Source organism: Hymenobacter sp. UV11, assembly GCF_004684095.1.
GTDB lineage: Bacteria > Bacteroidota > Bacteroidia > Cytophagales > Hymenobacteraceae > Hymenobacter.
The window spans coordinates 31954-43973 of record NZ_SRII01000015.1 but is presented as its reverse complement, the minus strand read 5'-3'; the positions used below and the strand labels follow the sequence as shown (position 1 = coordinate 43973).

At 59.5% G+C, this 12020-nt stretch carries 12 protein-coding genes; 9 read left to right on the top strand and 3 right to left on the bottom strand.

Annotation, left to right across the window (positions count from 1 at the left end; genetic code table 11):
* Positions 1 to 6 precede the first annotated feature (6 nt).
* The 3 genes from E4631_RS22180 to E4631_RS22170 are packed head-to-tail and all read right to left on the bottom strand — an operon-like array spanning position 7 to position 1548.
* Positions 7 to 438: a hypothetical protein gene (locus tag E4631_RS22180; protein WP_133657208.1), complete on the bottom strand. Its 432-nt coding sequence runs from the start codon at positions 436 to 438 to the stop codon at positions 7 to 9.
* Between the two features lie 58 nt (positions 439 to 496).
* A complete protein-coding gene (locus E4631_RS22175) occupies positions 497 to 937 on the bottom strand; it encodes a hypothetical protein (RefSeq protein WP_133657207.1) in 441 nt (146 codons plus the stop codon).
* Complete coding sequence (locus E4631_RS22170; RefSeq protein WP_133657206.1) at positions 934 to 1548, bottom strand: RNA polymerase sigma factor; 615 nt, start codon at positions 1546 to 1548, stop codon at positions 934 to 936. Before E4631_RS22170 ends, E4631_RS22175 begins: the two co-directional genes overlap by 4 nt.
* Positions 1549 to 1837: 289 nt before the next feature.
* Between E4631_RS22170 and E4631_RS22165 the strand changes: the two genes are divergently transcribed.
* From E4631_RS22165 to cas4, 9 genes are all read left to right on the top strand, one after another.
* On the top strand, positions 1838 to 2428 hold the full coding sequence (locus E4631_RS22165; protein WP_133657205.1) for a recombinase family protein: 591 nt from the start codon (positions 1838 to 1840) through the stop codon (positions 2426 to 2428).
* Between the two features lie 323 nt (positions 2429 to 2751).
* Positions 2752 to 3495 carry a DUF6088 family protein gene (locus E4631_RS22160; protein WP_133657204.1) on the top strand — a complete coding sequence of 248 codons (744 nt, stop codon included), beginning with the start codon at positions 2752 to 2754 and terminating at the stop codon, positions 3493 to 3495.
* Positions 3492 to 4466, top strand: a complete 975-nt coding sequence (locus E4631_RS22155) for a nucleotidyl transferase AbiEii/AbiGii toxin family protein (protein WP_133657203.1) — start codon at positions 3492 to 3494, stop codon at positions 4464 to 4466. The genes E4631_RS22160 and E4631_RS22155 overlap by 4 nt, the downstream gene beginning before the upstream one ends.
* A gap of 790 nt (positions 4467 to 5256) precedes the next feature.
* A complete protein-coding gene (locus E4631_RS22150) occupies positions 5257 to 5811 on the top strand; it encodes a CRISPR-associated endoribonuclease Cas6 (RefSeq protein ID WP_166648048.1) in 555 nt (184 codons plus the stop codon).
* Between the two features lie 312 nt (positions 5812 to 6123).
* Positions 6124 to 6690, top strand: coding sequence for a hypothetical protein (locus E4631_RS22145; RefSeq protein WP_133657201.1), 567 nt, complete (start codon positions 6124 to 6126; stop codon positions 6688 to 6690).
* On the top strand, positions 6687 to 8849 hold the full coding sequence (gene cas3, locus E4631_RS22140; RefSeq protein ID WP_133657200.1) for a CRISPR-associated helicase Cas3': 2163 nt from the start codon (positions 6687 to 6689) through the stop codon (positions 8847 to 8849). Before E4631_RS22145 ends, cas3 begins: the two co-directional genes overlap by 4 nt.
* A gap of 15 nt (positions 8850 to 8864) precedes the next feature.
* Positions 8865 to 10301, top strand: coding sequence for a hypothetical protein (locus E4631_RS22135; protein ID WP_133657199.1), 1437 nt, complete (start codon positions 8865 to 8867; stop codon positions 10299 to 10301).
* A gap of 19 nt (positions 10302 to 10320) precedes the next feature.
* Positions 10321 to 11412 (top strand): CRISPR-associated protein Cas7, encoded by a 1092-nt coding sequence (locus tag E4631_RS22130; RefSeq protein WP_133657198.1) that lies wholly within the window; start codon positions 10321 to 10323, stop codon positions 11410 to 11412.
* A gap of 28 nt (positions 11413 to 11440) precedes the next feature.
* Positions 11441 to 11986, top strand: coding sequence for a CRISPR-associated protein Cas4 (gene cas4, locus E4631_RS22125; RefSeq protein ID WP_240735169.1), 546 nt, complete (start codon positions 11441 to 11443; stop codon positions 11984 to 11986).
* The last annotated feature ends 34 nt before the right edge of the window (positions 11987 to 12020 follow it).

The window sequence follows — 12020 nt, the reverse complement described above, 5'->3', positions numbered from 1 at the left end:
GCGGGACTACTTCACTTGCTGACGCAGGAAGAGGTAATAGGCCAAAAAGCCGAGGGCCGTGCTGAAAATCAAGATGATAACGGAATGCAGCCCCAGGGGCAGGTATAAGCTACAGGCCGTGAGCCCCGCCCCCGTGCTCAGGAGGAGCGCGACCCACTTCACCACCTGATTCTGCTCGCTCTGCGGACCGGGCAGCAGGCGCTCGACCACGCTTTCCGAAACGACCGACGCTAGTATCTGCCGCTTCAACAAGTAGTTCAAGACCATTCTGATAGCGGCCAGCACGAAGTAGCCGAGCAGAAACAGCGCGAAGGCCGGAAAAACGACCCGCCGGGCTATTTCCAGGGTGTTCGCATCAAGGGCGGGCACCAGGGCGCTTTGTGCTGAAGCACCCCAGGTAGTCAGGCAGCAAAGCAGGAGCAGCAAAGACCTTTTCATATGGCGGGCGGGGGTAATAGTGCATGAGACCGGCCACTGCCCGTCGTGTTGCAAAAAATTAGGAAAAAGTAAGTAGGCGCAGTTGCCGGCGGTGCTGGACCAGCAGCTCCAGGCCCTGCCCGGCCACTAGCAAGCTGGCCACCGCCACCAGCCCGGCCCCCAGCAGCGTGAATAAGCCCTGAAACGCTTGCGCCAGTACACCGCCAAATAGCACCAGAAACGTGGCGACTACCCCCAGCACGGGAGCCGCCGCCAGCACGAGCACCCAGGGGAAAGCCGGTTTCGGCCGGGGTAGCTGGGCTAGGACAGCCGCCGCCAGATCAAACGCAAACGCCGGCGGCGGGAGATTGGCCACGGCCGTGGTCAGTTGCTGGTAGGTAGCGACCCGGCCCTGGCACAGGCGGCAGCCGTGCAGATGGGCTGCCTCGGCAGCCGGCAGTTGCGCGGTAGGTTCGGCGGCCTCCTGGAGGACGCGCTCGGAGAGGTGGAGCCCAATCATAAATCGTCGCGTTGATAGGTGGTTAATAGATGTTGCTTCAGTAGTTTGCGCGCCCGAAAGAGATAGTTCTTCACCGTGCCGTCCGGCAGGGAGGTTATCTGGGCGATTTCCTCGTAGCTCAGTTCCTGCTGGTGATATAAGCCAATTAAGGTGCGGTAGAGTGGGGGCAGCTGCTCAATGGCCGCACTTAAAACCCCGGCCAGGTCCTGGCCGAACAAAGCTGCTTCGGGGTCAGAGTCGGGGCCGGCTACTAGGGGGGGTAGGGGCCGGCGGCCTGCCGCCACCGCGTCGTCCGGCGCTGGTTCCGAGGGGTCCACCAGCACCAACTGCTTTTTTTCTAGGTAGTGCAGGCAGGTGTTGTAGGTGATTTGGCCGACCCAGGTGGAGAGTTTGGCCTGAAACTTAAAGCCGGCTAAATTCTTGAATACCTTCAGGTACACGTCCTGCGCGACATCCGGGCGGTCGGCTGGGTGCCGAATCATCTTGAATACCAATTGCGTGACCAGCCCTTCCGTGCGCTGCACGAGGTGCCCAAACGCTGCCGTACTGCCGCCCAGCACCTGTGCCACCAGTTGCTGGTCGGTCGCGAGGGAGGTGGGCAGGTTGCGCATCAAGGCATGAGACCGGCCAGTCAGAATGATGTTGCAAGGGTAGTGGCTGTTGCAGAACTCGGCCGACCTCCTCTGAGCAACGGTTCTCCGGGCTGAACTAAGCTGGTAAGGCTATCAAACGAGCCTTTTACTTCTACTTAGGAGCTAGTCCAGATGTTTTTGAGTTGCCTAGCGCGTTCTGCAACAGCCACGGGCCCTTATTGGATGGTTTTATTAAGGGCGATTCCGGCGTGTGGAGGCACTTTTTTCAGGCGTTTCTCGCTGACCCTTATTGGAGTACCTTCAGGGCATGACAATAGTCGCCCTCTACGCTCGTGTCTCGACCAAGGATAAAGGTCAAAGCACCGAAAACCAGCTGCCCGAACTGCGGCGCTTTGCCCAGGCCCACGGCTATACTGTCTACAAAGTATACGTGGAACAGGAGTCGGGCGGGACGGGCAAGCGCTCCGAGTTTCAGGCCCTGTTTGCCGATGCCCACCTGCGGCGTTTTGATATGGTGCTGTTCTGGAGCTTGGACCGCTTCAGCCGGGAGGGAGCATTGCCCACCCTACAGTATTTGAATCAACTGCAAGGCTGGGGAGTGGGCTACAAGTCACTCACGGAGCAGTATCTGGATTCGGTCGGGCTCTTTCAAGAAGCTATTATCTCCATTCTAGCTACGCTGGCTAAACAGGAGCGCGTGCGCCTAAGTGAGCGTACGAAGGCCGGGATGGCTCGGCGTAGGGCAGAGGGTGCACAAATAGGCCCGCCCGCAAAAAGTGCTATCGTTGTCGAGCAAATACGTGAACTAAAGAGGTGTGGGCTTTCCAATTATGCCATCAGTAAAAGACTCGGTCTATCAGCCAGCACTGTAGCCAAATATGTCCTACCCAAAGATTGACAAAGACGATTTTACCTCACTCGTGCTTACCACGCTGCTTAGCAGAGCTTTTAGCTTCTTACTAGTCGTGTTGAGCCCATAGTGAACCCTTCATAGCCTAGCCGTAAGCAACAAAAAACTCTACTTACGGACTACAAACGCGCTTTTATGCTGTTAAGAAACTTCTGACTGAGCCCATCGTGAGCCCTTTAGCAGCCACCAACCTGATGACGGGCAACTGGAGGCACCTGCTTCTATCGGAGTTAAACGCAAAGTTTTTAAGCTTAAAAACTTTGCGTTTAACTAGCTTGGCTTATCTTTGCGAATTACTTATCGCTTCTACTATGGCACGCTTTCGGACTTCCCCAACGCAGCAGCAGGTGTTGCAGCGTCTGAAGCAGACGCCTGGCCAAGTCGTCCGCGTGGCGGAACTGGAAGCATTAGGCTTGACGCCGTTAGCGGTTGCTTCGGCCCTGAATCGCCTAACCAAAACTGACCAAGTTCAGCGGGTAGCGAAGGGACGGTATCGGGTGGTGCCCCAAAGTCGTTTTGGCCCCGTACCTGCCTCGGAGCAACAACTTCTGGCCTCCGTTCTGCAGCGCGATGCTACCGGCCGGCTGGAGTACCCAACCGGGGCGGTGGCGTTCAATCGGCTGGGCCTGACGACGCAGGTACCGCGGGTTATCGAAATTGCCACGCCCTGGCCGAAGCCCCCACGGCAGCTCGGCACCCTACGCTTGCGCTACGTGCGCAACGTGGGGGCGGCCGATGGGGAGGAGGTGGAAATGCGCCAGTTGCTCGACGCGCTGCGACGCATCAAGCGCATACCCGCGACGATGCCAGCCAAAGTAGTCGGGCTCCTGCGCGCCCGCATCCAGGCCTTGGTTGCCGCTGACAAGGCACAGTTGGTGCAGCTCGCGCTGACGTACAGTCCGGGTACGCGGGCCCTGCTCGGCGCGTTGCTGGAACAGTTGGAGGAACTGCCATTATCCCGGCGGCTACAGGAGTCGCTCAATCCCTTAACCAGTTACCGCCTCGGCTTATCGGCCGCGGCCTTACCTAATCGTGACCAGTGGCGAATCCGATGACCTTACACGGCACCCCGGACCTGTTTCGGAGCGCCATCCTGCTCACCGCCACGGCGCGGGGACTTAGCCAGAGCCTGATTGAAAAAGACTATTGGGTCACCTGGGTGTTGCGCAATCTGGCCGATTCCGCCCTCGCCTCGCAGGTCGTGTTCAAGGGGGGCACCTCGCTTTCCAAGGCGTACCGCCTGGTGGACCGCTTTTCGGAGGACGTCGACCTGGCCGTGCTGTTAGCTGGCCGTACGCCCTCGGCGGTTAAAAGCCTGCTCCGCGACGTGCATCAGGCAGCGGTCGCCGGGGGCACGGCGCAGGCCCTGCCGGAGGTACCCGGCACTGGTAAGCGGGGCCAGATTCGGCGCGTGCATCATCGCTACCCCCAGCTGTTTAAGCAAACCACAGCGGATGTGACGGAGGATATTCTACTGGAAATTACGGCCTTTGGGCAGCCGCACCCCGTGGTGCGGCTGCCACTCGTCTCCTATATCGGCGAAGTATTTGCGCAGCAGGGATTGGGAGGGGAAGTAGCAGAATTTGGGTTACAACCCTTTGACTTTAATATTCTTAGCGTGGGGCGAACCTTTGCCGAAAAAATTATGGCCCTCGTGCGCGCCTCTTACCAGCCGGACCCCGCGGTGGAGGTAGCGAGCAAGGTGCGTCACCTCTATGACCTGCACCACTTGGTAGCGCACCCTGAGGTAGCAGCCCTGTTAGAAAATGATGAGTTATTTACGCTATTGCGGGCGGTGCAGGCCGACGACGCGCTGGCGGGGGTGAAAGGGCCGACCAGGGAATGGAAGACGTTGCCGCTGAGCACCTGCTGGGCCTATCGCGACGCGGCCGCTAATCTGCAGCAGGCGCGCCAAGCTTATGAGCGGGACCTACCGGGGCTGCTTCATTCGCCCGCGCCCGCATTTCCCCTCATTGTAGAAACGATGCAGCGGATTGCCACGCGCTTAGAGGCGTTTGACAACTAATCGTGCGGCGCCGTCAGCGTGTTTTGACCAGCCTGCGTCCGGAGATAGGAGGCTAGCGCATCCTCCGTTTAGAAGTACCAGTGGGCTGAACGGGGTTCTCGTTACAACGGGGCGAGAAATTACGGTAAGGGTCCCATTATTTCACGAGGCAGCTGCAGAGTGACACATTGATTCGTGAGACGGTTATAAAAGGCACGTAACCGGGTAACAAAGGCTAGTTTTTAGCGGGTGTTCGCCCGCCTCGTAAAACGAGCGTTTAATGAGATGGCCGCAAATTGCGTTGACAGCCAACGTTTTGGAGCTTACCGTAATTTTACGCCCCGTTGTAACGAGAACCCCTGAACCAGGAACAACTGATTTTTCTTCAGAATGGTCACCCGGAAGCTGCCCCCAATGCTCGCACCAGCAGTGCGAGCATTGGGGGCGAACAGCCGAAGGAAAAGGAACTCCACTAGGGATTGTCAGGTGAAACGCCCCTGAGCCCCACCCTCTCCTCCGAGTTAGCCAGCACTAGCAGCTACGTCAGGCTAAATACTGGTCAATTGACATCGTTTGAAGCTGAGGCAACATATTTTACGGCCTACTCATAGGAAATCTAAAGAATTAGCTGCTACCTTGCGCTAACATAATTGGCAAAGCGCCTCGTTTGATTTCCTATTGTATTTAGCTGCCTGCCTTGCGACTGCACCTGTATCTCGACGCCCCTCAGGCGGTTCCTTTTGACTATTTGCCTGCATTGAAAAGCGCTTTTCATCGCTGGGCAGGGCACAATGAAGCCTTACACGCGGGCTTGTCGCTTTATTCGTATGGCTGGCTGCATGGCGGCCGGGCCGGGCGTAATGGCATCCGCTTCGCGGAAGGAGCCAGTTGGTTTATTTCTGCCCCTGATGAAGCGCTGATTCACGAATTGGTAGGTGGCGTGGTGCGGGCCCCAATTCTAGACCTGGGGCTAACGGTGCGTGACGTGCGCCTGCAACGAGCCCCCGAGTTTGCCGCCGGCGAGCAGCCCTTCCGTGTGGCCAGCCCCGTGTTCATCCAGCACGAAGTAGAAAAAGGCAAGCCCGCTGACCACCTGCTGCCCGGTCACGAGCTGGCCGACGAGCTGCTCACCGTCACCCTGCGCCACAAGCTCCGCCAGGCTGGGCTGGCTGATGCCGGGGCCGCCGTGCGCTTCGACCCAGCGTTTATTGCTTCGGCCAAAAGCAAACTCTTCCGCTACAAGCAGGTGCAGTGCCGCGGCAGCATCTGCCCGGTGCTGGTGAGCGGCAGCGCCGAACAGATTCAGTTTGCCTGGGAAGTGGGGGTAGGCCACTCGACGGGCATTGGGTGCGGGGCGCTGGTGTAGCGTAGTTCTGAAAAAGCCGCGACGGGCGACATTTTCAGAACTTCAGATTGAAATACTCACTGCTTTTTGGCTGCGTTCTCTCTCATGCGTTGCGACACTTCCTCTTTGCTCACTGGCCGGCGGGTAGCGATAAGCTAGTCCTAAGCCTCCTTACGGGTGAGGCCAAAAGTAACCGGCGACTCAGCCTGCGGTCCGGCCGCAGTAAAGTTCTTGGACTTGGAATTCATCGGCAATAGCAACGTCGTGAACAGTGAGCGTTTCGTCGTCGCTATGTGGCAAAGATATTGAAAAACAACTGAATAAATTAAGGATATGGCTGATTTTCACGTTGTCACTTATACCGGCCCCTTCGGCTACCTCAAGCCGTGGACAGCTGTTCGCGACGGGGAAACCTACTCGCAGCAGTTCCTCACGCCCTCCGTTATGGAAGGGATGCGACAGAAACTGGGGGTAGCGCAGATACTGCGGCATAAGCTGACTTACACGGGGTTGAGCATGCAACAGGAGCAGACGCAGCCACGTGGGTGGACGCACGAAAAGAAGAAAGGCATTATGAGCCGGCCCCGCGCTATTCTGGTTCGCGGTGTGCTGTTAGCTCCTGAGCTGCATCTGGCCTTCGCTACTGCGGCGGCGGCCGACGTAGCGGCCAGCCAGCACCTATGTCTGTGTCGCAACGAGGACATTGTGTTGCCTGTGGCCCAAATGACACTTAGCGAAGCCGATTTTGACGCGCTGCCGGGGTTTGAGCTGCGGCCGACGGCGGCCACCGAGCCAGGGTCGTTTTTGGTCGGCTTCAACCGTTTTGAAGCGGGTGCGCCCATGCACGGACGGTTGGAAATTGTGGGTAACCCTATTCGCCCGGTGGGATTGTCAGCATGAGCACCCACCCAGAACTACTGGCAAAAAGCGCCAGCCACGGTGGCGAATTAAGCCTGCTAGCCCACACGCAGCACGTAATGGCCGTGGCCGAAGCGGTGGCCCGCGCCACTGGCTCCGATACGCGGCTGGCGCGGCTGGGCGCGGCGCTGCACGACCTGGGCAAGGCCCATCCTGCCTTTCAGCGCAAGCTGAGGCTGAAAGTGGGCCAGGCCGACCCCAACCCGATTACGCACCGGCATGAGCTGTCGTCGCTGGGGTTTCTGTCGCTGGTGCCGCGGGGCGACTGGCCAGCGGTTATTGATATGGTAGTGGCCCACCACAAGCCTATGCAGCAAAAGGAAGATATGCTGGCCAAGGGCATTCTAGACCTGGACAACCGCAGCCGCACCTGGCAGGCCGACCACCTGGCCGGCTGGGAAGACTGGTCGCCGGGGGCGCTGGCCGTGTTGGAAGCCTTAGAGCTGGACCTTGCAGTGCGCCCCGTGAGCCGAGCCGAAGCGGAGGAAGCCCTGCAATTCGCGGTAGCACATTGCGGGGCCAAGCGCAAGAATTGGTCGCAGTGGCGGGGCTTGCTGCAAGCGGCTGACCACTTCGCCTCGGCACTGCAACACGAGGCGGCCGGGCAACTGCATAACCTGTTTGCGAAGCCCGATTTGAGCTATTTCAACCGGACGGCCCCGCTCTACCCGCTCTCGCTGCTGGCAGCCGACCAGCCACAGGCGCACAGCTTGGTAGTAGCCCCCACGGGCGCGGGCAAAACTGATTACTTGCTGCGGCGCTGCCGGGGCCGGGTGTTTTATACCCTCCCTTTCCAAGCTAGCATCAACTCAATGTATCGCCGGATACTGGCCGCCAAAACCGGCGGCCACGTACGGCTGCAACATGCTACGTCGCAGTTGGTCGAAAACCGGGGCGTGGTGGAGAAGCAACTGCAATCACTGGTTGGCGCTTCGGCTAAAGTGCTCACGCCCCATCAGTTGGCCGCCGTAGTATTTGGCACACCCGGCTACGAGGCCGTGATGCTGGACGTGCGCGGGGCCGATATCATTCTGGATGAGGTGCATACCTACTCGGCGCAGGCCCAAAGCATGGTCCTGGAAATCGTGGATGCGCTGCGGCGGCTGGGCTGCCGGCTGCACATCGGCACGGCCACGATGCCCACGGTACTGTATGCAGAGCTGCTGCGCCGGCTGGGCGGCCCGGCGGCCGTGGCCGAAGTGGCGCTGCCTGCAGCAGAGCTGGACGACTTTGACCGGCACGCAGTGTACAAAATGGCCCGCGATGCGGATAATCCCAAAGCCTGGCCCGCGGCGGCGGCGGCTGTGCTGGCAGCGGCAATGGCGGCCGGCGAAAAAGTCCTGGTTATCTGCAATACCGTGCAGGGCGCGCAGGAGCGCTACAAAGAACTGCGCGAGCAGTTTCCCGCAGTTAAAATGCTGCTGCTACACAGTCGGTTTAAGCGCGGCGACCGGGCCGAGCGCGAGCGGCGGCTGGAAGACGACTTCAATAGCCCCGATGTGCCGGGGCCGTGCCTCGTCGTGTCGACGCAGGTAGTGGAAGTGAGCCTTGACATCAGCTTCGACCGGATGCTGACCGAGGCCGCCCCGCTCGATGCGCTGGTGCAGCGCTTCGGGCGCGTGAACCGGCGCCGCACCCCCGACACCATCGGTAAGCTCAAGCCGGTGCACGTGCTGGCGCCCGGTCCGAGCTGCCTTCCCTACGACCGGGAGGTAATCGAGGCCAGCTTTGCCCAGCTGCCCGACAGCGGGCAGGTGCTGCGCGAGCGCGATGCCCAGACCAAGATTGACGCCGTGTACCCGGCCCTGCCCACCTGGGATATCAGCACCCACGTTATCTGGGACGGGGAGCGCTGCAAGCTGCGCGAGCTCTGCAATAACCAGCGGGCGGTGCTGGTCGAAACCCTGGAAATTGAATCGACGGCCTGCATCCTGGCTGCCGACCGCACCGCCTACCTGGAAGGCCGCTGGGAAGCCCGCACCCAGTTGGAAATTCCGGTGAGTTGGCGTAGCATGTACGCCCGCAAAAAGAGCTATGAGCGCCTCGACGTGGGCCTGATGCCCTTCGTGGTGCCCGGTAATAAAGAATACGACGAATTGGGCCTGCAATTCGAAGAGCACGACATTTTTCTGGAAAACTAGCCCCCGCCCCCGCTTATGTACACCAGCCACATCGGTCGCCGCTTGCTCGGCCTCTACCACCAGCGCACCGGCGAAGAACTGTCGGCCCGGCAGTTTTTTGAGCAGCGGTTATACCCATTGTTTTACGCCCACAAGCGCTATTTGCAATGGGTACCGAGCTCGCCATTTGCTCAGGATTTAAATAAGGAGGAAAAGGCTCAAGTAGCAGCTGGTCATAATCCTTATGAAATAAAGCTAGGCAAGCTCCACGAGAAAATTAACGGTGGGGTTAGCCCTGATGCCAGCTTCGTTATCGGCTTCCCGGCGGCGGGCGTAGAGGGCACCACCTCGGGGCAGGTATCGGGGGTAGGGCCCCAGGTAGGCACGAACGAAATTTATTGCTCCTGGATTGGCGGGGCGCTGGGCGTGGGCGTGAGCGGCGGCCTGTCGCTGCTGCTCGATGAGGACGACGTGCTGTGGGCGCTCTACGAAGGCTGGGCGCACTACCGCACCTACCTCAACCAGCGTCCCACTATGAAAGGTAACCAGATTGAAACCTGGAACGGCCACTGGCTAGCCCACGCTTTTAGTCCGGAGTTTGACCCCGGCTACCCGCTGGACGACCTGAAAATTGACTTGACCGATACGGCCGGCACCCTCTCCATGCCAACCCGCGAGTGGGTACAAGTGCTGTTCGCCCTCACGCGCCACTACCCGGCCCGCGACCTGATGGCCTACGTGTACAGCCTGGCCCAAACCAACCGCACCATCGGCTTTGTACCGCTGCAGCTACGGGGCATCAACAAAGTCTACGACCTCACGGACAAGCTTTTTCTATTTCCGGCGGCCGTGCAAAGCGCCGGAAAAGATGACTTGCTGCGGCTCTATTCAGTGCAGTACGGGTTTGCCCGCGCCTGCCAGCTGGGGGCCATTGGCTTGGCCGCCATCGAGCCGGCCAAGCTGCGCGACTACCTGCCCAGCGCCTACGGCCCGGCTAAGCCTCCGAGCGTCAAGACGGAGGCCGCCGCCATTCAATTTGCCTTTCACCAACTCTGGATTCTCGCCATGCTCAACAACCAGGAACTCTACGACACTGCCGACCGGCTGGCTGGCGCGCTGCATCAGTTTGCCATCCGCGACATCAACAAAAATACCGGCCGAGGCAAAACCAATGTCAACCAGCAAGTTGAACAGGTATTTGTTAAGCACCGGCCGCTTTTTATTGAAAAACTAAGCGATATGCTGGATGCCGTGCATGCGGCCCCGCTCTACCGTGATGCCTTTGACGAGGCGGTGCGCCAGGTCATGCTGATGCCGGTTGACAATTTTCCGCTCTTCATCATTCTCACCCGCTTCCGCTACATCGCCCGGCAAAACGAGGGAGCCGCAGCCGGCACTGAGGAAGAAAGCTCGACCCTGGAGACGTCAAAAGCGCATCTTGCGGCCGAGCAAACCCAACTCCATCTTCAATAGTCTCCCCAATTTCCAGCCCATGAGCCCCTACCTTTACCTGCGCGGCCTACGCCATGCCGAGCACACCGTTTTTGCCGTGCAAGACGGCCAGAAGTACTACACCGACCCACAGTTTAATGTGCGCCAGGCTTATTCGAGCGGGCAGCAGGTGAAGCGTAGTATTATGGATGCGCTGACGACGGGCCTGAACGTGGCCCCTGCGCCCATCACCTTCAACTGGCAAACTAAAAAGGGCAAGAACAACGAGACGCAGTTTGAGCAAAAGGAGCCGTGGTCGCCCTGCGACCCTACCCACGTCGACCAGCTGCTAGGCGGCTATATGCGGGCCGAAACCGGCGAGTTTACCATCAAGCGCCGCTCGCCGCTGTCTATTTCGGCCATGCGCCCGCTGCACCCGCTGCTCGGCGGCTTGGAGCGGGAGCGCGAAAACCTGACCTTCGACCGTACCTCGCACCCCGCCAACCACCCGGTGCGGGTGCGCGACGAAAAAGGCAATGAGCTGAGCAAGGAAGAGGTCGACGCCTTGCTGCTGAGCACCAAACGCAACCTCCCCAACCGCATCTGGATACCCGACCACAGCCGCGCGTCAGGCCTGTTTGTGTACGACGTAGCCGTGGATTTACGCACGTTGTTCTGCGTATCGACCAACACCCTGGAACCCGAATTGCACCCCACCAAAGTAGCCGAGTTAAAGGCCCAGGGCTGGACCGAAAATCGTAACGTATTCGGCCCCTGTCTACTAGCTCCTCAGGCAGTGCGCGAAGCTACTATTCCGGCCCTGGCCCACGCCCTACTCAACTGGCGCATCACCAGCAACCAGGCCCGCACCTTTAGTTTGATGGAAACGCTGGCGGTGGCCATTAGTGACAACGCCAACCAGTTGGCTGGGGCTATCCGGGGTCAGCTGCGCGAAGATACCGAGCGCCCCGCCGCGAAGCCCATGCTGGACGAAACCGCTGGGGCCAAATTATACATTTTGCTGCCCGCCTCGGGCTATATCGCCGGGGCCTACGGCGCGCCCAACGCCCTGGAGCAAGCCGAACAGGACATTGCCCAGCGCTTGCGCGAGTTTGACTACGAAAACCAGATTGTACCGGCTATTACCAGATAGGCAATGAGAAAGAGCCACTTTACACGAGGTGGCTCTTTCTCGTTGGTATCGCCCCAACCGTCGGCCAACCATGCGCATCACTGGCAAGCACATCAACTACTACCACATCTGCCACCGCAAGCTGTGGCTGTTTCATCACGGCATTAGCTTCCAGCAGACCCACGACAACGTGGCCGATGGCACCTTGCTGCACCAAACGGCTTACCCTCAACGTGCCCAGCGGTACCGCGAAATCCAGATTGAGGGCATTAAAATCGATTTTTACGACCCCCACGAGCGGGTGGTGCACGAAATCAAGCGCAGCACCAAAATGGAGGAAGCCAGCGTGGCCCAGCTACAGTTTTACCTACTGACGCTGGAACGTCACGGCGTGGACGGGCCCACCGGCCTGCTGGAGTACCCCAAAATCCGTCGCGTAAAAAAAGTCGTGCTAACGGACGCCGACCGCGGGGCCATTGTCGAATGGGAAATTGCCATCGAGCAGCTGGTGACGCAGGAAACGTGTCCGCCCGTCATCAACAAGCCATTCTGCAAAAATTGCAGCTACTACGATTTCTGCTACTCCGGCGAATAAAGCCTCCAGCCCACCCACCCAGCCCGGCGCAACC